Origin of the sequence: Streptomyces sp. NPDC048417 (genome assembly GCF_040651615.1) — a bacterium.
GTDB lineage: Bacteria > Actinomycetota > Actinomycetes > Streptomycetales > Streptomycetaceae > Streptomyces.
In genome coordinates this window covers 365,332-387,233 of sequence record NZ_JBEZKI010000005.1, presented here as the reverse complement: position 1 = coordinate 387,233, position 21,902 = coordinate 365,332, and the positions used below count along the sequence as shown (strand labels likewise).

Below are 21,902 nucleotides of genomic sequence, written 5' to 3'. Positions count from 1 at the left end.
TGGATGTTAGACAGCGGTAAGCGATATACGCAATGGGCGTTGCACATAATGCAACCAACCTGATCAGGGAGGCTCCGTGTCCCCAGACACCGGCACCGAAGCACTCGCCCGTCTCACGGACGAACGCGTCGACCACCGTTTCAAGGGCCTCCCGCCCGACGCCGAGGGCCTCACCGTCGGAGAGCTGGCCGCCCAGCGCCGCAACCTCTTCTCCGACGGTTTCGCCACGCCCGTGCTGGCCCTCTCCGCCGAGCACCTGGAGCACAATCTCGCGCTCATGGAGACGTACACCGAACGGCACGGCCTCGCCTTCGCCCCGCACGGCAAGACCTCCATGGCCCCACAGCTCTTCCGGCGCCAGGTCGAGCGCGGCGCGTGGGGCATCACGCTCGCCGTGCCGCACCAGGTGCGGGTGGCCCGGGCCTTCGGCACCCGGCGGATCTTCCTGGCCAACGAGCTCGTGGACGCCCCGGCGCTGCGCTGGATCGCCGCCGAGCTGGAGCGGGACGCGGAGTTCCGCTTCGTCTGTTACGTCGACTCGGTGCGCGGGGTCGAGCTGATGGACGCGGCGCTGAGGGGCACCTCCCGTCCCGTGGACGTCGTCGTGGAGCTGGCCGCCGGGGAGGGCGCCCGTACCGGCGTCCGTACCGAGGCGGAGTGCGCGTCGGTCGCGGACGCGGTGGCAAAGGCGGCGGGGACGCTGCGGCTGGTCGGGGTCGCCGGGTACGAGGGCGAGGTCCCGCAGGCGGACCCCGACCGGGTGCGCGCCTATCTGCGCCGGCTGGTCGCGCTCGCCGTCGGCTTCGACCGGGAAGGACGGTTCGCCGGCACGGACGAGGTCGTCATCAGCGCGGGCGGCAGCGCCTGGTTCGACGCGGTCGCCGACGTCTTCGCCGGGATCCCCGAACTCTCCCTGCCCGTGCTGAAGTTGCTGCGGTCCGGCGCCTATGTCTCGCACGACGACGGCCACTACCGGGAGATCACCCCCTTCAACCGCGTCCCCGAGGAGGGCGCCCTGGAGCCGGCCTTCCGGCTCTGGGCGCAGATCGTCTCCCGCCCCTGCGCCGAACAGGCCTTCGCCAACGCGGGCAAGCGGGACGCGGCCTACGACCTGGACCTCCCGTTCGCCCAGGTGATCCGCCGGGACGGCACCGAGCGCCCGGCGACGGGCGTCACCGTGACGGGCCTCTCCGACCAGCACGCCTGGCTCGCCACCGCCCCCGAGGCCGACGTCCGGGTCGGGGACTGGGTGGGCCTGGGCCTCTCCCACCCGTGCACGTCGTTCGACAAGTGGCAGCTGATCCCGGTCGCCGAGGCGGACGGCACGGTCGTCGACTACGTCCGCACGTTCTTCTAGGAGGGGTCATGGAGGATCTGGTCATCCGGGACGCCGATGTCGTCGACGGCAGCGGCGCGCCCTCCTACCGCGCGGACGTGGTCGTCGACGACGGCAGGATCGCCGCCATCGTCAAGGAGGCCGCGGCGGCGGGCTGCCAGCGCCCGCGCGCGACGCGCGAGCTGGACGCCGAGGGCCTGGTCCTCTCCCCCGGCTTCATCGACATGCACGCCCACAGCGACCTGGCCCTGCTCCGCGACCCGGACCACAGCGCCAAGGCCGCACAGGGGGTCACCCTCGAAGTCCTCGGCCAGGACGGGCTGTCGTACGCCCCGGTCGACGACCGCACCCTCGCCGAGGTCCGCCGGGCCGTCGCCGGCTGGAACGGCCACGGCGACGACATCGACTTCGACTGGCGCTCGGTGGGCGAGTACCTGGACCGCCTGGACCGGGGCATCGCCGTCAACGCGGCCTACCTGATCCCCCAGGGCACGGTCCGGGCACTGGCCGTCGGCTGGGAGGACCGCGAGGCGACCCCTGCCGAGCTGGACCGGATGCGCCGGCTGGTGGCGGAGGGCATGGAACAGGGCGCGGTCGGCATGTCCTCCGGCCTCACCTACACCCCCGGAATGTACGCCGAGGACGCCGAACTGACCGAGCTGTGCCGGGTGGTGGCGTCGTACGGCGGCTACTACTGCCCGCACCACCGCTCGTACGGGGCGGGCGCCCTGGAGGCGTACGAGGAGATGGTGGCCCTGTCCAGGGAGGCGGACTGCTCCCTCCACCTGGCCCACGCCACCATGAACTTCGGCGTGAACAAGGGCCGGGCGCCCGAGCTGCTGTCGTTGCTGGACCAGGCCCTCGCGGCCGGCGCCGACATCACGCTCGACACCTACCCCTACACCCCCGGCAGCACGACCCTCGCGGCGATGCTGCCGAGCTGGGCGAACGAGGGCGGCCCGGACGCGGTCCTGGCCCGGCTGGCGGACGACGAGACGTCCGAACGCGTCCGCCACCACCTGGAGTCCCTCGGCTCCGACGGCTGCCACGGCGTCCCCATCGAGTGGGACACGATCGAGATCTCCGGCGTGGCCGACTTGGCGCTGGCGGACTTCGTCGGCCGTACGGTGGCGGAGTCGGCGCGGCTGCGCGGCGAGACCCCGTGGACGACGGCCCGCCGCCTGCTGCTGGCGGACCGGCTCGCCCCGTCGATCCTCCAGCACGTCGGCCACGAGGAGAACGTCCGCACGATCATGCGCCACCGCGTCCACACCGGCGGCTCCGACGGCATCCTCCAGGGCACGAAGCCGCACCCCCGGGCGTACGGCACGTTCCCGCACTACCTCGGCCGCTACGTACGGGAGTTGGGAGTCCTCTCCCTGGAGGAGTGCGTCGCCCACCTCACCGCCCGCCCCGCGGGCCGGCTGCGCCTGCCGGACCGCGGATTCGTCCGCGAGGGGTACCGGGCCGACGTCGTCCTCTTCGACCCGAGGACGGTGGCGGCGGGCTCGACGTTCGAGGACCCACGCCGACTGCCGACGGGCATCCCCTACGTCCTGATCAACGGCCGGTTCGTGATCGAGGAGGGCAGAAGGACGGACGTGATGGCCGGGCGCGCCATCCGCCGCACGCTGTGAACACCTCGCGCGCAGGCGCCCCGTCAGGGGTGCGGGGCTGTGTCGATGTGCGGCTACCGCCGCGCGGGCGCGACCAGCCCCCACGCACCCGCACCCGCAGACGGCGCACCCGGCGGAGTGCTACGGCTTGGGCAGGGTGCAGGCGCTCGCGCTCAGGTTCAGCACGTTCCCCGTCGTGAAGCACGCCGGGATGATGTACGTCTCCTCCGCGTAGTTGATCCCCTGCCGCACCGTGACGTTCCCGCTCGCGTCCACCTCGCACGGGTTGTCGACGGTGCACCGCTCCCCGTCCTCGTTGCCGGTGTTGTTGACGGCGACGACCTGCCCCGTGGTGGTGTCGATCACCGGCGAGCCCGAGGTCCCGCCGATCGTGTTGCACGCGGAGGTGTAACGGACCGAGTCCTTCCAGGTCCAGTCGCCCTCCTTCAGCCGGTACACGAACCCGTCGATGTTGCAGCTGTAGATCGTCTTCCAGTAGCCGGAGACGACCTTGATGGCGGTGCCGGCGACGGGGTGCGTGCTGCTGACGGTGAGCGGGCTGATGCCGTAGGAGCTCTTGATCGCCGCGTACGTCGTGGTGGTGCGGTAGATCGTGACGTCCGTGTCGGTCATCGTCGAGTAGACGACCTGGTTGGCGCGGAGCGTGGCGACCTTGGTGCCGGCGGAGTTCAGCAGGCCGAAGGTACGGCTGGAGGACTGTCCGGTGATGACCTCGCCGGGCTCGGGGAAACCGGTCTCCAGGCAGTGGCCGTTGGTGAGGACCAGCGCCGGGTCGGTGTCCGCGGAGTTCGGGAAGCGGATGACCGAACCGGAGCAGTTGCTGAGCGAGACGGTGCCGGCGAAGTCGACGGTCACCGCGGCGGCCGCCTTCGGCTGCGCGTCGGCCTTGGCCGCGGGCGCGGCGACCGCCGGTACCACGCCCATCCCGGTGATGGCCAGGGAGGCGAGCGCGGCGACGAGAGGCTTGTTCATGTGGGGGGTCCCCTCTTGACGACAAGGCGACCGGAGATCTTCCGGTCGCCACTTGTTTTGTCATGTGCATTGTGAGGGGAGGGGGGTGGTGGAGCAAGGAGTTGTTTCAGGACCGGCGTTGGCGGATTTCCGCACAGCTGCGCTACCGGCTGCTGCACGCAACCACCCGCATCACTCGCGGCGACCGCCTTCGCCTGCGGATCGCCGCGACCTGGCCCTGCGGCACGAACTCATCAACGCGTTCAACCGCCTCACGGCACTACCATCCTCAGTTCCTTCACGAACAGTTCGTGGTGCTCAAAGACGGCGCTACAGCTGCATCCGGCGGACGCAGCGAGCTGTCGGATATCGGTGCCCGGTCGGTCACCGCTGGCGTTGAGTTGTCCATTCAGGTCTTCCTTTCGGTCCGGCGGACATCCGAGCGGGCCGGCCAGATCGCCTCTGTCTGCGAAGACAGGCTGCCGGATGGCACCAACCTCGGTGATGCGACTGTTCGCGGAGTGGAGGTGTGGGGGGCGTCGACCTTGATGACGGATCCCTCATCCACAGCCGAGCCCGCGTCGCACTCCGAATCGATGACACGCCCCTGGCCCCGCGAACATCTCGCCGGGCAGACGCTGCCGGTCAGGCTGCCGTTGCACCTGTCACTTCTTGTCGAGCTGTGCCTCGGTCGGCGCGGCGGGCGGTCCGTCGGCGTGCTGGTGCCCGGCTTCCACGCGGTGGGGTTTCGAGCTGAGCTGGAGCGCGACGATGATCGCGGCGAGGACTGCGAGACCGGTCGCGATGAGGAACGACAGGCGGTAGCCGTCCACCGGAGAGCTGCTGTGGCCAGAGGTGGCCGCAGCGGCGGTGGCGAGAACCGCGAGGCCGACCGCGGCGCCGGTCTGCTGGCTGGTGGTGAACAGAGCCCCGGCCAGTCCCTGGTCGCCGGCCCGGACTCCGCTGGTGATCGCGATCGACGCGGCCGGCAGGGCGAGCCCGACCCCGGCCGCGGTCAGCACCAGGCCGGGCAGCACCGCTGCGGGGTAGCCGGCCCCGGCGGTGATCTGGGCAAGCCACAGCTGTCCGGCGCCCATGCCGGCCAGCCCGGCAAGCAGGAGGCCCCTGATGCTGAACCGGGCCAGCAGCCGACGGGTGCCGAGGGTGGAGACGAGCACGACGGTGGCGGTCGACGGGACCAGCGCCAGGCCGGTCGCCACCGGGCTGAACCCCAGCACCTTCTGCAGGTAGAGCGAGGCGAAGTAGACGTAGCCGGCCAGGATGGCGCCGATCAGCAGCATTGCCGCGATCGCGGCCCGCCGGGCCGGCTCCGCCAGGATCGACAGAGGCAGCATGGGTGCCGCGGACCGCTTCTCGGCGAACACAAATCCCGTGGCCACAAACACGGCCAGGGCGAGAGTGACGAGGGTGGCGGGCGCGGTGAAGCCGTGCTGCTGCCCGCTGCTGAGCCCGAAGATCAGGGCGGCGATGCCGGTGGTCACCAGCAGCGCCCCGCGCACATCGACGCTGCCGCGACTGCCGGACCGCTTCGCGGCCGGCAGTCGCGGTACCAGCGCGAGCATGATGGCGATGACCGGCGGGTTGATCAGGAACACCGCCCGCCAGCCGAGGTACTGGGTGAGCAGCCCGCCGGCCACGATCCCGGCGGTCGCGCCCGCCGCGGTGGTGGCTTGCCACATCGCCAGCGCCCGGTTACGGGCGGCCCCTTCTGCATGGGTCGTCGTCAGCAGCGACAGTGCGGCCGGGGAGGCCATCGCCCCGGCCGCGCCCTGCACGATCCGGGCGATGATCAGCATGATCGGCCACTGGGCGAGCCCGCAGGCCAGCGACGCGATCCCGAACAGGGCCAGGCCCAGGGCCAGGACCTGCCGCCTGCCGAGCAGGTCCGCCAGGCGGCCGCCCGCAAGCAGCAGCGATCCGAACGCAAGCGCGTACCCGGTGACGATCCACTGCAACTCCGCTGCGGGCATGCCCAGCTCCCGCTGGATCGACGGCAGCGCCACGTTCACGATGCTGAAGTCCAGTTGCAGCACGAACTGGGCGGCGCAGATCAGCGAGACGACAAACGCGGTCCGTTGTGAGCCGCTCGCAGCGTGCCGAGGCGTGGCGTCATTCCTCGGGTGGTCTGCCATGGGCGAATCCCCTGTCCTGGCGGTGTTCCTTACCGGTTCGTCGGCGTCAACCACGCCCGTCGGAACTTCGATGGCGGTCCGGCGGCAGCGCGCACAGATAGACTGCATCTGTCTGGCAGATGGAACTGTCCAGATGTGCTGCAATTCAGGCCTAGAGGCGGTGGCCGATGGAACTCAGACAGCTACGTCACTTCCTGGCGTTGGTCGAGGAACGCAGCGTCACTCGCGCCGCCAAGCGCGAACTCATCGTGCAGTCAGGCCTGTCGAACTCGCTCCAGGCCCTCGAACGCGAACTCGGTACGGCCCTCTACGTCCGCGGGACCAGGCCCGTCCGGCTCACTGCGGCCGGCGAGGCTCTGGTGGGCCCGGCCCGCCGGACCGTGACCAGCGCCGCGCAGGCGGAAGAGGCCGTACATCACACCCGTGACGTGCTCATCGGCACACTGCGCCTCGGCGTCTCGCTCTCCGCTCAGCATCTGGTGCCGTTCGCTTCCTATCTCGGCGAGTTCACTCGCGGTCATCCCGGCATCGACCTGCGCCTGCACTACGCGCCCGCGCTGACGATGATCTCGATGCTCGAGGCCGGAGAACTGGATTGCGTCATCGGACCCGCGGTCAGCCAGGTCCCGGGCGTCCGGATGACCCGCCTGGCGCGAGAGCCGCTGCACCTCGTCTGCCGCGCCGATCATCGCCTGGCGGAGCGCACCGAGGTCAACGTCGGACAACTGGCCGACGAGCGGTTCGTCGAGGTACCCCCGGGGTGGACGGCACGCCTGTTGAGTGACGCCGCGTTCACCGGCGAAGGAATACAGCGCCGCGTCGTCTGTGAGGTCGGCGACTGGGAACTGTTCCTCGAACTGGTCAGCGCAGGCGTCGGTATCGGCTTCGCTCCAGTCGGCCTGCAGTACCCGGTGCTGACCGCACCGGACAGCGTTCTGCGGCTGATCGCGGTCGAGGGCGTGCATCTGGAAAGGCACATCTACCTGATGCTGCCCTCGGCGGGCGAGACCAGCCCGGCAGCCCGGCAGTTCGCCGATCAGCTGCTGCGTATTCACCCCGCGGGCAGCTGACCCGGCGCCTGTTGGCCAACGCAGCCCTGTCGACCCAGAAGTGGCGCGGCCGCCGGTGCGCCCATGCCGCGACCATCTGATCGTCAGATGGGCTCCATCTGAGACAGGTGCGACGCAGGCGACATCAGCGGCAACGAAGGCGCGGTTGTACCGGGTGGAACTTCCACGCCGACCGTGGACGCCGGGCCGACGGCAGAACGGAGATGCCGCCCCGGAAGATCCGCCACTCGGTCGGCGCCCGCACGGCCGAAGACAAGAAGGAGGTCGCCGAGATGAACCTCACTGACCACGGCGGAGTCCGGCTCACACACGGAAAGCCCAAAGTCAACGGTGTGGAGATCCACTACGCGATCGGCGGCGCCGGCGAGCCGGTGTTCCTGGTGCACGGCGTACCGAAGACCATGTCGTACTGGCGCCACGTCGTGCCCCTGCTGACCCCGCACTACACCGTCATCGCGGTCGACAACCGGGGCGCCGGCGGCTCCCAGCGTCCCCTGACCGGCTACGACACCGCCACCATGGCCGGCGACGTCGCCGAACTGGCCACCCACCTGGGCTTCGACCGGTTCCGCGTCGTCGGCGAGGACTGGGGGGCGGCCATCGCCTACGCCGTCGCCGCCTTCCACCGGCCCCGGGTGCAGCAACTGGTCTTCCAGGAAACGCTCCTGCCGGGATTGCCGGCCGGCCCTGGACTGCCGGGCGGCGAGCAAGACCCCTCACTCGCCGCCGACGACGGCCGCACCGGCTGGCACTTCAGCTTCTTCAGCCTGCCGCACATGCCCGAACTGCTGCTGTCCGGACGGGAACGGCCCTTCTGGACGTACTACGCCAGACGTCAGATGTGGGACCCCAGCGCGCTGACCGAGGAGGACATCGACGACATCGTGTACTCGGCCGAGCAGCCGGGCGGCACCAAGGCCATCCTGGAGATGTACCGAGCCCGCCAGACCGACGCCGAACAGAACCGCCCGCATTACGCCGACCCGATCAGCTGCCCGGTCCTGGCCGTCGGCGCTCAGAACTATCTCGGCGACGACGTGTCCAGACAGCTCGCGCAAGTGGCCCGCGACGTCCGCGGCGTCGTCATCCCCGCATCCGGACACAACATCGCGCTCGAGAACCCGACCACCCTGGCCCAGGCCTACCTCGACTTCTTCGCAGGCGACTGAGGTTCGGCAAGGCCTCGTGCGGCAACCCCGGGCGCGAAGATCACCAACAGCATCACGGCATTGGTACTGGCCTCGCCGTTTCACTTGGGGATGGCTGACGTTGGGGTGGACATACGAAAATGCCTTCCTGACCGAAACGGCGAGGCTACGCCCGGGACGGCGAGAGCACGCACCTGACACCGCGAGGCCGCCCTCCGGGCGACTACGGGAATTGCCGGACAGGCCCTAGTGGGACCGGCCGCCGCCCCGCCCGTGCCCCCAGCCGTGCCCCCCGTACGTGGGGGTCCCGGTCGGTGTCTCGGTGCCGGCGGCCGGTGAGGGTGTCGCGCTCGCGCCGGTGGTCGGGCCGGCGGGCGGCGCGGACGCGGTGGTGGACGGCGGGACGCTCGCGGACGAGGCCGCCCGGGTGGACGGCACGCCCGCTGCCGCCGGTACGGCCGACGTGGCGGAGGGGGTGACCGACGCGCTGGTCGGGCTGCCCTGCTGCGAGGACTCGCCGACCGTCCGCTCCGTACGGCTCCGGCCGTCCTGCGAGCCGTCCGACGACGAGGAGGAGGAAGACGAGGAGAGGGCGAAGCCGGCGATCAGCGCGGCCACGGACGCGGCGCCCCCCGCGCCCACGGCGACCGCCCTGCGTCTCGAACGCCGGCCCTCCGCGTCGCGGGCCGACCGCCGCCGCTCCGCCCGGCCCACCGCCGGTACGAGTGCCGACGCGGGTGCCGGTACGACGGACGCGGCGGGCGTCATCCGGGGCAGCTCGCGGGTCTCGTCGTACGCGTTGAGCCAGCCGTGTGCGGACGCCGGGTCCCGGTACTCCTCGTACGCGGGGGCCGGACCGCCCCCCTGCGGTTGGTAGACGCTGGGCGCCCCGGTCTCGTCCTCGGCAGGTCTCGGCATGGACGCGGATTCTAGGAGGGAAGGGGCCGGTGAGACAGCTACCGGCGATAACAGGCCAAACCGCCGGGACTTTTCGTGTCTCACGTGGTGGAAAACACGACGCGACGAGCGTTACCGCGCCGTAAGCTCACCGGCATGCAGGTGATCCAGTCGACCAAGCTCGCCAATGTCTGTTACGAGATCCGGGGCCCGGTTCTCGAGGAGGCGATGCGGTTGGAGGCGGCGGGACACCGCATCCTCAAGCTCAACACCGGGAACCCGGCCGCCTTCGGCTTCGACTGCCCGCCGGAGATCCTGGAGGACATCCTCCGCAACGTCTCCTCGGCGCACGGCTACGGCGACGCGAAGGGCCTCCTGGCCGCCCGGCGCGCCGTCGTCATGCACAACCAGACCATCGGCATCGAGACCGACGTCGAGCACGTCTTCATCGGCAACGGCGTCTCCGAGCTGATCGTGATGGCGATGCAGGGCCTGCTGGACGACGGCGACGAGGTCCTCGTACCGGCGCCGGACTACCCGCTGTGGACCGCGGCGGTCTCGCTCTCCGGCGGTACGGCGGTGCACTACCGCTGCGACGAGCAGTCGGACTGGATGCCCGACCTCGCCGACATCGAGCGCAAGGTCACCGACCGCACCAAGGCGATCGTCATCATCAACCCGAACAACCCGACGGGCGCGGTCTACGACGAGGCGATGCTGCGCGGGCTGACCGACATCGCCCGCCGCCACAACCTCCTGGTCTGCTCGGACGAGATCTACGACAAGATCCTCTACGACGACGCCACGCACACCCCGACCGCCGCGATCGCCCCGGACCTGCTCACGCTCACCTTCAACGGCATGTCCAAGGCCTACCGGGTGGCCGGTTACCGGGTCGGCTGGATGGCCATCTCCGGCCCCCGCGCGCACGCCGACTCCTACATCGAGGGCCTGACGATCCTCGCGAACATGCGACTGTGCGCGAACATGCCAGGTCAGCACGGAGTCGTGGCCGCGCTCAGCGGCCGCCAGTCGATCAATGAGCTGGTACTGCCGGGCGGGCGCCTGAAGGAGCAGGTGGACACGGCGTACGAGCTGCTCACCCAGATCCCGGGCGTGACCTGCGTCCGGCCCAAGGGCGCGCTCTACCTCTTCCCGCGCCTCGACCCCCAGGTCTTCAAGATCAAGGACGACCGGCAGATGGTCCTGGACCTGCTGCGGCAGGAGAAGATCATGGTCGTCCAGGGCACCGGCTTCAACTGGCCGGAGCCGGATCACTTCCGCGTGGTGACCCTGCCGTCGGTGGGTGATCTGCGGGACGCGATCACGCGGATCGGCCGGTTCCTGGACGGCTACGGGCAGCCGTAGGGTAGCGGCCGGACCACCGCCCGTGAACCGGGTCAACTTTAGACGAGATCTAAGCTAGGATGGCTTCCTGACAGCACAGGAGGCCATCTCCCATGTACGAACCGATCCGCACCAAGTCGGTCCACAGCACGATGGCCGGCGCGCCGTCCGACTTCCCCCACCACACGCGTGAGGAGGAGCTGGACATCCAGCTCGCGGGACATCTCGCGGCGCTGCTCGCCGTCACCGACGAACTGCGCGGCCTCACGCCGTCCACCGACCTCGACGCCGCCGCGACCCGGCTGGCCGAGCAGGTGACCCGGCTGCGGGGCGGCCGTACGCCCGTCCGCACGTCGCTGACGGCGGTACGGCAGCCGGCGGCCCTGCACGAGCGCGCCCACGCGCTGGCCGGCCGCGCGCTGGTCGTCGCCGCGTCCCGGGCGGACACCGCGGCGGCGATCCTCGCGGCGGAACGCATGGACGCCCACGCGGCGGCCACCGCCCTCACGGCAGCGGGCTGACGCACCCCCGACGGCCCCGGTCCGCGCGCTCCCGCAGCGACGCGCGGACCGGGTTGCCCCAAGTCGGTACGCTGAGGTCATGGGCATGGGCTACGCGAAGATGCGCGCGATCGCCAAGGATCTCGGCGCCTACGCCGAGCAGCTCGAAGGGACCTGGAGCGTCGAGATCGGACCCTCCGGACCGATACTGGCGATGATGTGCCCGTCGAAACGGCATGAGGGCACCATCCGCCGCATCTGCAAGCAATTGGACCAACAGCTCCTCACCACCCACCCTGGCTACGGCTGTGTCCCCGGACTCGAGGTCGAACACCCGGCCCTCGCTCGCATGCGCCGCCCCGACGCCGTCGTCATCCCCGAGGACGTGCTCGACGAGGAGGGTCCCGCCGTGGACGCCGCCCATGTGCTGGCCGCCGTCGAGATCGTCTCACCGTCCCACCCGGACAACGACTACGTCGAAAAGATCAGCGAATACCCGGCGATGGGCATCGCCCACTACATGATCGTCGACCCCCGGAAGGGCACGATCGAGGTGCATTCCGACCCGTCCGGGGACCGCTACCGGCGCATGGACCCGTACATCTACGGCGACGTGGTGTCCTTCGGTCCCTGGCAGGTGGAGACCTCCGCCTTCCGCCGTTACGGCAAGGCCGGGAACGACCCCGCCTGACGCCACTTGGCGGAGCTCGGTGTTCCGGTTTCGTTCCGGGGCGCCCCCTTCACCCCTCGTTCACCCGTTCCACCCAGGACTGAGGGATTCCGGGAGCACTCTCCCCCTCGTGAGACGTATCGCGGGAATCATCCTGGCGGTGCTGCTGATCGGTGGCGTGGTGGCTGCCGTCGTCGCAGGCCGGCAAGGGGATGACAAGGGCACGGCAACGAAGACCGTGCGTGGTGTGATCGGTTCGGAGAAGTCGGACTTCTTCGCCGATCCCGATGTGGTGAAGGCCCTCGCCGCCAAGGGCTACACCGTGAAGACGGAGGCGTCGGGGTCCTGGGCCATGGACGGCCTGGACCTGAAGGGCTATGACTTCGCGTTCCCGTCCAGCTCGGCGCCCGCCGACCAGCTGGCCGCGAAGTACCACGCCCGCCAGCCCCTCCCCCGGCCCTTCTACTCGCCCCTCGTGGTGGTGGCCCACCGCAGCGCCGCCGAGGTGCTGGCGGCGAACGGCCTCGCCGCGCTCGACGGCAAGGGCAAGGGCACCCTGAAGACGGCCGCCTACCTGGACGCCGCCCGGCACGACCGGACCTGGCAGCAGCTCAAGGGGGCCAAGGCGCACGGCGAGTTGACCGGGACGCTGTACATCACCAGCACCGACCCGGAGACCTCCAACTCCGGCGCCCTCTACCTCGCCGCCGCCTCCTACGTCGCCAACGGCGGCCAGGTCGTGGCGAGCGACGCCGCCGTCGCGAAGACCGCACCCCTGCTGCGCAAGCTGGTCAGCGTCCAGGGCGCCCAGCAGCCCAGCAGCGACTCGGTCTTCCGGGACTTCATCAGCGGCGCCGGCAACCCGCTGGTGTGCCTCTACGAGTCGCAGGTCGTCTCGCTGCTCGCCGACCAGCACGGCGCCGACGACCTGGTGGTCCTCTACCCGGACACCACGGTCAACAGCGACCACACGATCGTGCCGATGGACGACGCCGGCCGGGAGCTCGGCGACCTCCTCAGCACCGATCCGACCCTGCGCAAGCTCGCCGTGAAGCACGGCTTCCGGCCCCAGGGCGACTCCGCCGAGTTCGTCACGGCCACCGCCGACCGGGCCGCGTACCTCAACCAGACACTGACCGGCGTCCGGCAGGCGCCCGTGCCCACCTCCGCGGTGCTGCACGAGATGGCCCGCCGGGCGCGCGGCTGACGGGGGGATCCTGTGAGCAACTTCGACAAGCTGCGGCCGAGCGGCGGCGAGCATCCGCCCACGCTGAGCGGTGAGGACGTCTTCACGCTGACCCCGCCCGAGGTGGTCGCGCCGGTGCCGCGGGAGAGGGCCGGCGGACTCGTGCCCGTCGACGACAGCGTCCGTACCGACATGGCGCACAAGGCCTCCGTCTACGTCCGGGACCTCGCCGCCCTGGACGCCCGGTCACCGGAGTTCGCGAGCAAGGTCGGCGAGATCACCGCGCTCGGCGCCGGCGAGATGCGCAGCGCCGCGGCGCAGTCCAACCGCATGCTGGAGCGTGCCGTCCGCGGCCTGCCCGACAAGGGCGGCGACGCCCAGGCCAAGGTCGCCGGATCGCTCGTCGAACTGCGCCGGGTCGTCGAGGACCTGGACCCGCGCGACCTGCCCGCGGGCAAGGGCCGCAAGTTCCTCTCCCGGCTGCCCGGCGGCAACAAGCTCCGCGACCACGTCGCCAAGTACGCCTCCGCGCAGGGCACTCTCAACAAGATCGTGGGGTCGCTGCGCGGCGGCCAGGACGAACTGCGCCGCGACAACGCCGCGTTGGGGACCGAGCGGGTCCGGCTCTGGGAGACCATGGGCAAGCTCCAGGAGTTCGTCGTCCTCACCCAGGCCCTGGACACCGCCGTCGAGCAGCACATCGGCCGGCACCCGGACCCCCAGGAGGCCGACGCGCTCCGCGCGGACGTGCTCTTCCCGGTCCGGCAGAAGCACCAGGACCTGCTCACCCAGCTCGCGGTGTCCGCGCAGGGCTACCTCGCGATGGACGTCGTACGACGCAACAACGACGAGCTGATCAAGGGCGTCGAACGCGCCGCCACCACCACCGTGTCGGCGCTGCGCATCTCGGTGATGCTGGCCTCCGCGCTGGACCACCAGAAGAAGGTCATCGAGCAGGTCAACGCGTTGCGCGGGACGACCGAGGACCTCATCCGGGGCAACGCCGAGATGCTCGCGAGCCAGAGCGGGGAGATCCAGCGCATCGCCGCCGACCCGGCCGTCGGCGCCGAGACGCTGCGCGCCGCCTTCCAGCAGATCTACCGCACCCTCGACGCCATCGACACCTACAAGGTGCAGGCGACCGAGGTGATGGCGGACACCGTGCAGTCCCTCACGGACGAACTCCAGCAGGCCGGTGCCTACCTGGAGCGCAGCCGCTCGAAGGGCGCGCTGGAGGGCGGCCCGGCATGAACAGACGCCCGCTGCTGACCCTGCTCGCCACCGCCGCCCTGCTGACCGGGTGCACCTCCGAGAGCCACCAGGACGACGCCGCCACGGCCCCGAAGCCCGGCACCCTGCGCGTCCTCGCCTCCTCCGAACTCAGTGACATGACGGCCGTCTTCGACCGCGTCCGCAAGGACACCGGCGTGACGATCCGCCCCACCTACATGGGCACTCTGGACGCCGTCGACCTGGTCGCCCAGGGCAAGGCGGACGGGAGGTACGACGCCCTGTGGCTGTCCTCCGACGACTACCTGCGGCTGCGCCCTCAGGCGGCGAAGAAGGTGGTCTCGGAGACCTCGATCATGTCCAGCCCGGTCGCGATCGGCGTCAGGACGGCCACCGTCAGGTCGCTCGGCTGGAAGCCGGCCGACGTCACCTGGTCCCAGGTCGAGCAGGCCGTGGAGGCCGGCCGGCTGACCTACGGCATGACCGACCCGGCCCGCTCCAACTCCGGTTTCTCCACCCTGGTCTCGGTGGCCTCCGCGCTCTCCGGCGCCCAGTCGGCGCTCACGGACAGCGACGTGACCAAGGCGACCCCGCGGCTGAAGAAGTTCTTCAAGGGCCAGACCCTGACCTCGGGGTCCTCCGGCTGGCTGGCCTCCGCCTACCGGCGACGCGGCGACGTCGACGCCCTGCTCAACTACGAGTCGGTGCTCAAGGGCGTCCAGGGCCTCACCGTGATCCGCCCCAGCGACGGCGTGATCACCGCGGACTACCCGCTCTCCTCGCTCTCCGCCACCTCCGCCGACACCCGCGAGGACGTCCGCAGGGTGGCCGAGGACCTGCGGACGACGGCCGTGCAGAAGCTCATCACGGACACCACCCACCGCCGCCCGGTGGTCGCCTCGGTGCCGCCGGCCGCCGGCCTTGACACCTCCCGCCGCCGTGAACTCCCCTTCCCGGGCAGCAAGTCGGTGGCCGACGGACTGATCTCCGCGTACGAGAACGAACTGCGCCGGCCGTCCCGCACGGTCTACGTCCTGGACACCTCGGGCTCGATGGAGGGTGACCGTCTCGCCCGCCTGAAGAAGGCCCTCACCGACCTCACGGGCGACTTCCGCGACCGTGAGGAGGTCACCCTGATGCCGTTCGGCTCGGACGTGAAGGACGTGAGCACGCACGTCGTCGACCCGGCGGACCCGGACACCGGCCTGAACGCGATCCGCCAGGACACCGACGCCCTGCGCGCCGACGGCAACACCGCCATCTACACCTCGCTGGAGAAGGCGTACGACCGGCTGCGCACCCACCGGGACACCTTCACCTCGATCGTGCTGATGACGGACGGCGAGAACACCACCGGCGCCAAGGCCGGCGAGTTCGACGACTTCTACCGGGGCCTGTCCACCGCCCAGCGGAACATCCCCGTCTTCCCGATCCTGTTCGGGGACTCCTCCCGCACCGAACTGCAGCACATCGCCGCCCTGACCGGCGGCCGTCTCTTCGACGCCCAGCAGGGCTCCCTGGACGGCGCCTTCGAGGAGATCCGTGGCTACCAATAAGCTGCTCGGCTACCTGGAGTCCCACAAGAACCTCACGGGCAGCGCGGGCGGCCTGGTCGGCCTGGTGCTCACCTTCACTGGGGTGGCCGGCCCGTACTGGCCGGTGGTGGTGGCGGGTCTGTACGGCGCGGGCGCGCTGATCGCACCGCCCCAGCGGCCGCCGCTGCCGGACTTCCCGACGCCGTCGGCCCAGCTGGCGGGAGTGCGGGCCGACTTCGGGAAACTGGAGGGCTATCTGGCGGAGGTCGGCCTGCCTGCTTCGGCGCAGGCACGGCTCGGCGAACTGACCGACCTGCTCACCGCGTTGCTGGACCCGGGCTGGGCGGCCAAGCTGCTGGCCCAGGACCCGGAGGGCGTCCATGTGCTGTCGCGGACGGTACGGCAGGACATCCCGGAGGCGGTCGACAGTTTCGTCCGCACCCGGTGGTGGACGCGTCTGACGCCGGGGCAGGAGCCGCCGGAGCGGCACCTGGAGCGCCAGCTGGCCCTCCTCAGGGAGGAGGCCGAGCAGCTGGCGGCCGGGCTGCGGGACACGGAGGAGAGGCGCCAGGAGACGCATACCCGGTACCTGGAGGACCGGAACAAGTCACGGTTGCGGCCCGGACCGTGAGCGATCGAACACGGGGTGTGAACGATCGAACATGAGGTGTGAACATGGGCGACAGCGTCCCGGCACCGGTCCCCGGGTCGGCCCGCCACGAGCAGCCTTGCCCTCACCGGCCGCAGGAAATCACCCCGGCGGGTGAGCAGGCGCCGCCGAGGCCCCGGCCCGTCGGCAGGCGAAGGCCTGTCGTCACCTGATCCGTCGGGGCGGACGGGTCGGTGACGACAGGCCCAGGGGCCGCACACGCCGTTGTGCGCGGCCTCGCCCGGTCACACCGCGGCCGGTCGTGACGATCGCTGGTCAGGGCATTCCCGTACCGGCCGCGGAGTCTTCACTCGGGACTCAGCCCAGCCGCTGCACCAGCGCCCGGTACTCGTCCCACAGCTCCTTCGGCGTGTGGTCGCCGAAGGTGTTGAGGTGGTCGGGGACCAGCGCGGCCTCCTCGCGCCAGATCTCCTTGTCGACGGTGAGCAGGAAGTCGAGGTCGCCGTCGGCCAGGTCGAGCCCCTTGGTGTCGAGGGCCTCGCGCGTCGGCAGCACACCGATCGGCGTCTGCACGCCGGCCGCCTTGCCGTCCAGCCGCTCCACGATCCACTTCAGGACCCGGGAGTTCTCGCCGAAGCCGGGCCAGACGAACTTGCCCGCGTCGTTCTTGCGGAACCAGTTGACGTAGTAGATCTTCGGCAGCTTGGACTGGTCCCTGCCCTTGGCGACATCGACCCAGTGGCCCATGTAGTCGCCCATGTTGTAGCCGCAGAACGGCAGCATCGCGAACGGGTCGCGGCGCAGCTCGCCGACCTTGCCCTCGGCGGCGGCGGTCTTCTCGGAGGCCACGTTGGCGCCCAGGAAGACACCGTGGTTCCAGTCGAAGGACTCGGTGACCAGCGGTACGGCGGTGGCGCGGCGGCCGCCGAAGAGGATCGCCGAGATCGGCACGCCCTTCGGGTCCTCCCACTCCGGCGCGATGATCGGGCACTGCGCGGCGGGCACGGTGAAGCGGGCGTTGGGGTGGGCGGCCGGGGTCTCGGAGGAAGGCGTCCAGTCGTTGCCCTTCCAGTCCGTCAGGTGGGCCGGCAGTTCCTCCGTCATGCCCTCCCACCAGATGTCGTTGTCGTCGGTGAGCGCCACGTTGGTGAAGACCGCGTTGCCCCAGAGCGTCTTCATCGCGTTGGCGTTGGTGTGCTCACCGGTTCCGGGCGCGACGCCGAAGAAGCCGGCCTCGGGGTTGATCGCGTAGAGGCGGCCGTCCTCGCCGAACCGCATCCAGGCGATGTCGTCGCCGATGGTCTCGACACTCCAGCCGGAGACGGTGGGCTCCAGCATGGCGAGGTTGGTCTTGCCGCAGGCGCTCGGGAAGGCGGCGGCAACGTACTTGGACTCGCCCTGCGGAGGCGTGAGCTTGAGGATCAGCATGTGCTCGGCGAGCCAGCCCTCGTCCCGCGCCATCACGGAGGCGATGCGCAGGGCGTAGCACTTCTTGCCGAGCAGGGCGTTGCCGCCGTAGCCGGAGCCGTAGGACCAGATCTCGCGGGACTCGGGGAAGTGCGAGATGTACTTGGTCTGGTTGCAGGGCCAGGGGACGTCCGCCTGGCCGGGCTCCAGCGGGGCGCCGACGGTGTGCACGGCCTTCACGAAGAAGCCATCGTCACCGAGTTCGTCGAGGACGGCCTGGCCCATGCGCGTCATCGTGCGCATGGAGGCGGCGACGTACGCGGAGTCCGTGATCTCCACGCCGAGCGCGGAGAGCGGGGAGCCGAGGGGGCCCATGCAGAACGGGACGACGTACATCGTCCGGCCCTTCATCGCGCCGCGGAACAGGCCCTGTTCGCCCACGAAGATCTCCCGCATCTCCGCGGGGGCCTTCCAGTGGTTGGTCGGGCCGGCGTCCTGCTCCCGCTCGGAGCAGATGAAGGTGCGGTCCTCGACCCGGGCGACATCGGTCGGGTCGGAGGCCGCGTAGTAGGAGTGGGGGCGCTTGATCGGGTCGAGCTTCTTGAAGGTGCCCTTCGCCACGAGCTCTTCGCACAGTCGCTCGTACTCGGCCTCGGATCCGTCACACCAGACCACGTTGTCCGGCTGCGTCAGTTCGGCGATCTCGTTGACCCACGAGATCAGTTCCTGATGTTTGGTGGGGATGACGGTGGGAGCCGCGATGTCGCGCGCCACGATTGCTCCTAAATGAGGGATTTTTTGATCTTTTTGGTCCGCTGAGGACCTTGTCGCCCCGTCGGGGCCGCGACCCGGATGCTTCGCAGTGCACGACTGTCTGGCGCTCATCCGGTGCCGACCGCACTCATTTGATCCTCCGACTCGATCACCCATCTGTCCAGAGGGAGTCACAGATGAGCGACGTGAGGAAGGCCACGGTCTCGGTGCCCACCTGCGTTTCTTTGCGTCCACATTGAGTTCGGCTCAAGGTCTTTTTGCCCGGCGGCACAAGCCCACCGGGTGCACGACGGGTGACCCGTGAGACGATGGCCACTCCTGGCCCGTCATCGGCCGAGACTGATCCGTGACTTACGGTTCCGTAGGTACGATGCAGTGCATGACTGCGCCCGTCCCCGACGCGCCCACGGATTCGCCGGCCGCCGGCCGCGGCTCCAGCGCGCTCTCCTCCCTGTCGCACCAGGTCAAGCCCAAGTTGCGTGGCTGGCTGCATCTGGGCATGTTTCCGGCCGTACTCATCTCGGGCCTCGTCCTCACCGCCCTCGCCGACTCACCGCGCGGCCGTGTCGCCTGCGGGATCTACGTCCTGACGGCATGTCTGCTGTTCGGCGTGAGCGCGCTGTACCACCGGGGCAACTGGAGCCCGCGCATGGACGGCATCCTGCGCAGACTCGACCACGCCAACATCTTCCTGATCATCGCGGGCACCTACACGCCGCTGACCCTGCTGCTCCTGCCCGCCGCGAAGGGGCAGTGGCTGCTGTGGGGCGTCTGGGCGGCGGCGGCGGCCGGCATCATCTTCCGGGTCTTCTGGGTCGGCGCGCCTCGCTGGCTGTACACGCCCTGCTACATAGCGATGGGCTGGGCGGCGGTCTTCTACCTGCCCGACTTCATGCGCACCGGCGGTATCGCCGTGCTGGTCCTGGTGATCGTCGGCGGCCTCCTCTACAGCGCGGGCGGTGTGATCTACGGCATCAAGCGCCCGAACCCGTCACCGCGCTACTTCGGTTTCCACGAGGTCTTCCACTCCCTCACGCTGGCCGCGTTCGTCGTCCACTACGTGGGGATCTCCCTGGTGGCCTACCAGCACGCGTAGTCCCACCGCCCCTCTCCGAGTGGCCACGGCTCCCGAGCCGTGGCCACTTTTTTCATGTCCTGACAGCAGCTCCCCATTGACAGGTACTGGATTTTGAAAGCTACTCTCATTTCATGGCTACTGTCACTCAGCTTGAAGAGACACATCAGAACCCCCGCCGCTGGTGGGCCCTGGGCGCGCTGGTCGCGAGCATGCTGGTGCTCGGCTTCGACACGACGATCCTCAATGTGGCGCTCCCGACCATGGCCGGGGAGCTCGGCGCCACCACCAGCCAGCAGCAGTGGATGGCGGACGCGTACGTCGTCGTCTTCGCCTCGCTGATGCTCCCCGCCGGACTCCTCGGCGACCGCTTCGGCCGCCGCCGGATGCTCGTCACCGGCCTGGTGATCTTCCTGGCCGGGTCCCTGGTCGGCTCCCTCGCCGACGACGTGAACTGGGTGATCGCCGCCCGCACGGTGATGGGCGTCGGCGCGGCCCTGGTGATGCCGCTCGCCATGTCCGTGCTGCCCTCGCTGTTCGGGCCGAAGGAGCGCACCCGGGCCGTCGGCATCGTCTCGGCCGCCTCGGCGCTCGGCCTGCCGCTGGGCCCGATCATCGGCGGCTTCCTGCTCAACCACTTCTGGTGGGGCTCGGTCTTCCTGATCAACGTCCCGATGGCCGCCATCGGGATCGCCGCCTGCGTCTTCCTCCTCCCCGAGACCAGCGACCCCGCCTCCCCCAGGGTCGACGTCCGCTCCACCGCGCTCACCGTGACCGGCCTCGGCGCCCTGATCTACGCGATCATCGAGGCCCCCGACCGCGGCTGGGGCGACCCGCTGGTCGTGGCCCTGCTGGCGGCCTCCGTCGTCCTCATCACGGGCCTGGTGCTGCGCGAACGCCGGGTCGAGCGCCCCATGCTCGACATGACCCTCCTCGCCCACCGCGGCTTCCTGCTCAACACCCTCGCCGCGACGCTCGTGATGTTCGTGCTGTCCGGCCTGCTGTTCGTGCTGCCGCCCTACCTCCAGGCGGTCCTCGGCAACGACGCCTTCGGCACCGGCCTGAGGCTGCTGCCCATGATGGGCGGCCTGCTGGTGGCCGCGCGGGGCGCCGAGGCGATGGTCACCCGCTTCGGATCACGCGCCGTGATCGCCACCGGCCTGGTCGTCCTCGCCTTCGCCGCGATCCTCGGCAGCCGTACGAGCGTGGACTCCGGCTACGGCTACACCGCGCTGTGGCTGTCCATCGCGGGCCTCGGCTTCGGCTTCTCGGTGGTGCCCTCGATGGACGGCGCCCTCGCCGCCCTGCCCACCGACCGGGCCGGCAGCGGCTCCGGCCTGCTGATGACCACCCGCCAGGTCGGCGGCGCCATCGGCATCGCCCTGCTCGGCAGCCTGCTCGCGAGCACCTTCCGCGACCGCCTGGACGTGACCGGCCTGCCCGCCCCGCTCGGCCACACCGCCGGCGAGTCGGTGGTCGCCGCCCACCTGGTCGCCCAGAAGGCGGGCTCGGCCCCGCTGGCCGCCTCCGCGAACGCGGCGTACGTCCACGGCATGGGCCTGGTCCTGCTGGTCTGCGGTGTCGCCGCGCTGGTCACCGCGCTGCTGGCCGCCGCGTTCCTGCCGGGCACACCGACCGCCCACCCCGCCGGAAAGGAAGAGAACGAGGCATCGGCCGTGGCCCCCGCCACCGCCGATGCCGGACAATGACCAGCATGACGGCACCGCACACCTCCTTCTCCCCGGCCGACAACCCCCGGCTCGGCCTGCGTGAACGGAAGAAGATCAAGACCCGCGAGGCGATCCGCGAGGCGATGTACGCGCTGGTCGAGGAGCAGGGGTACGAGGCCACGACGATCGAGCAGATCGCCGAGCGGGCCGAGGTGTCGCCGTCCACCGTCTTCCGGTACTTCCCGACCAAGGAGGACATCGTCCTCACGGACGAGTACGACCCGCTGATCCTTGAGGAGCTCCGCGCCCGGCCCGCCGGCGAGCCGTGGCCGGAGTCCCTCCGCTACGTGATGCACCGGGCGGTCACCCTCGGTATGAAGGACGCCCACTCGGTCTCCCGGCTGCGCACCCGGCTGATGGTCGAGGTGCCGGCGGTGCGCTCCCGGATGATGGAGAGCATGTCGGAGACCGGCCGGCTGCTCTGCCAGGCCATCGGCGAGCGCACCGGGCGCGACCCGCACAGCCTGGAGGTGCGGGTCTACGCGATGTCCATCGTCGGCGGGCTGATGGAGACCTCGATGTACTGGGCGGAGCAGGACCATGAGCCCGACTTCAAGGTCCTCGTGGACCGCGCCCTGAGCGTCATCGAACACGGACTGCCGCCGGAAAAACCCTGAGGTCCCGGGCGCCTCCCGTGCCATCCTGA

Annotated in this window: 18 protein-coding genes; 14 read left to right on the top strand and 4 right to left on the bottom strand. The window is 70.3% G+C overall.

Going from position 1 to position 21,902, the window contains the following annotated elements; genetic code table 11:
- The first annotated feature begins 76 nt into the window (after window positions 1-76).
- Window positions 77-1,357: an amino acid deaminase gene (locus tag AB0D59_RS10870; protein ID WP_362563414.1), complete on the top strand. Its 1,281-nt coding sequence runs from the start codon at window positions 77-79 to the stop codon at window positions 1,355-1,357.
- Window positions 1,358-1,365: 8 nt separating this feature from the next.
- On the top strand, window positions 1,366-2,973 hold the full coding sequence (locus tag AB0D59_RS10865; RefSeq protein ID WP_362563411.1) for a D-aminoacylase: 1,608 nt from the start codon (window positions 1,366-1,368) through the stop codon (window positions 2,971-2,973).
- Window positions 2,974-3,093: 120 nt separating this feature from the next.
- On the opposite strand, the gene AB0D59_RS10860 is transcribed toward AB0D59_RS10865, so the two are convergent.
- Window positions 3,094-3,945, bottom strand: coding sequence for a serine protease (locus AB0D59_RS10860; protein ID WP_362563408.1), 852 nt, complete (start codon window positions 3,943-3,945; stop codon window positions 3,094-3,096).
- 644 nt (window positions 3,946-4,589) lie between these two features.
- On the bottom strand, window positions 4,590-6,077 hold the full coding sequence (locus AB0D59_RS10855) for an MFS transporter (RefSeq protein WP_362563406.1): 1,488 nt from the start codon (window positions 6,075-6,077) through the stop codon (window positions 4,590-4,592).
- A gap of 167 nt (window positions 6,078-6,244) precedes the next feature.
- Here AB0D59_RS10855 and AB0D59_RS10850 point away from each other — a divergent pair, with 167 nt between their 5' ends.
- On the top strand, window positions 6,245-7,147 hold the full coding sequence (locus AB0D59_RS10850; protein WP_362563403.1) for a LysR family transcriptional regulator: 903 nt from the start codon (window positions 6,245-6,247) through the stop codon (window positions 7,145-7,147).
- 203 nt (window positions 7,148-7,350) lie between these two features.
- On the top strand, window positions 7,351-8,316 hold the full coding sequence (locus AB0D59_RS10845; RefSeq protein ID WP_362563400.1) for an alpha/beta hydrolase: 966 nt from the start codon (window positions 7,351-7,353) through the stop codon (window positions 8,314-8,316).
- Between the two features lie 225 nt (window positions 8,317-8,541).
- Here the strand turns inward: AB0D59_RS10845 and AB0D59_RS10840 are convergent, their stop codons facing one another.
- Window positions 8,542-9,213 carry a hypothetical protein gene (locus AB0D59_RS10840; RefSeq protein ID WP_362563397.1) on the bottom strand — a complete coding sequence of 224 codons (672 nt, stop codon included), beginning with the start codon at window positions 9,211-9,213 and terminating at the stop codon, window positions 8,542-8,544.
- Between the two features lie 135 nt (window positions 9,214-9,348).
- On the opposite strand from AB0D59_RS10840, the gene AB0D59_RS10835 reads away from it, so the two are divergent.
- From AB0D59_RS10835 to AB0D59_RS10805, 7 genes are all read left to right on the top strand, one after another.
- Entirely contained in the window at window positions 9,349-10,560 is a 1,212-nt protein-coding gene (locus AB0D59_RS10835) for a pyridoxal phosphate-dependent aminotransferase (RefSeq protein WP_362563395.1), read from the top strand.
- A 92-nt stretch (window positions 10,561-10,652) separates the two neighbouring features.
- On the top strand, window positions 10,653-11,060 hold the full coding sequence (locus AB0D59_RS10830) for a hypothetical protein (protein ID WP_362563393.1): 408 nt from the start codon (window positions 10,653-10,655) through the stop codon (window positions 11,058-11,060).
- Window positions 11,061-11,145: 85 nt separating this feature from the next.
- Window positions 11,146-11,730 (top strand): Uma2 family endonuclease, encoded by a 585-nt coding sequence (locus AB0D59_RS10825; protein ID WP_362563551.1) that lies wholly within the window; start codon window positions 11,146-11,148, stop codon window positions 11,728-11,730.
- A 109-nt stretch (window positions 11,731-11,839) separates the two neighbouring features.
- Window positions 11,840-12,916 (top strand): substrate-binding domain-containing protein, encoded by a 1,077-nt coding sequence (locus AB0D59_RS10820; RefSeq protein ID WP_362563390.1) that lies wholly within the window; start codon window positions 11,840-11,842, stop codon window positions 12,914-12,916.
- A 63-nt stretch (window positions 12,917-12,979) separates the two neighbouring features.
- The gene (locus AB0D59_RS10815; protein WP_362563549.1) at window positions 12,980-14,146 is read left to right on the top strand and encodes a toxic anion resistance protein; all 1,167 of its coding nucleotides are present in this window, start codon (window positions 12,980-12,982) and stop codon (window positions 14,144-14,146) included.
- A complete protein-coding gene (locus tag AB0D59_RS10810) occupies window positions 14,143-15,681 on the top strand; it encodes a VWA domain-containing protein (RefSeq protein ID WP_362563388.1) in 1,539 nt (512 codons plus the stop codon). The genes AB0D59_RS10815 and AB0D59_RS10810 overlap by 4 nt, the downstream gene beginning before the upstream one ends.
- Window positions 15,668-16,291: a hypothetical protein gene (locus tag AB0D59_RS10805; protein WP_362563385.1), complete on the top strand. Its 624-nt coding sequence runs from the start codon at window positions 15,668-15,670 to the stop codon at window positions 16,289-16,291. The genes AB0D59_RS10810 and AB0D59_RS10805 overlap by 14 nt, the downstream gene beginning before the upstream one ends.
- 336 nt (window positions 16,292-16,627) lie before the next feature.
- On the opposite strand, the gene AB0D59_RS10800 is transcribed toward AB0D59_RS10805, so the two are convergent.
- Complete coding sequence (locus tag AB0D59_RS10800; protein WP_362563383.1) at window positions 16,628-18,451, bottom strand: phosphoenolpyruvate carboxykinase (GTP); 1,824 nt, start codon at window positions 18,449-18,451, stop codon at window positions 16,628-16,630.
- Window positions 18,452-18,830: 379 nt separating this feature from the next.
- On the opposite strand from AB0D59_RS10800, the gene AB0D59_RS10795 reads away from it, so the two are divergent.
- The 3 genes from AB0D59_RS10795 to AB0D59_RS10785 all read left to right on the top strand — a co-directional run bounded on the left by AB0D59_RS10795 (window position 18,831) and on the right by AB0D59_RS10785 (window position 21,873).
- Complete coding sequence (locus AB0D59_RS10795) at window positions 18,831-19,547, top strand: hemolysin III family protein (protein ID WP_362563381.1); 717 nt, start codon at window positions 18,831-18,833, stop codon at window positions 19,545-19,547.
- A 113-nt stretch (window positions 19,548-19,660) separates the two neighbouring features.
- A complete protein-coding gene (locus AB0D59_RS10790) occupies window positions 19,661-21,235 on the top strand; it encodes an MFS transporter (protein ID WP_362563379.1) in 1,575 nt (524 codons plus the stop codon).
- On the top strand, window positions 21,232-21,873 hold the full coding sequence (locus AB0D59_RS10785) for a TetR family transcriptional regulator (RefSeq protein ID WP_362563377.1): 642 nt from the start codon (window positions 21,232-21,234) through the stop codon (window positions 21,871-21,873). The genes AB0D59_RS10790 and AB0D59_RS10785 overlap by 4 nt, the downstream gene beginning before the upstream one ends.
- Window positions 21,874-21,902 lie beyond the last annotated feature (29 nt).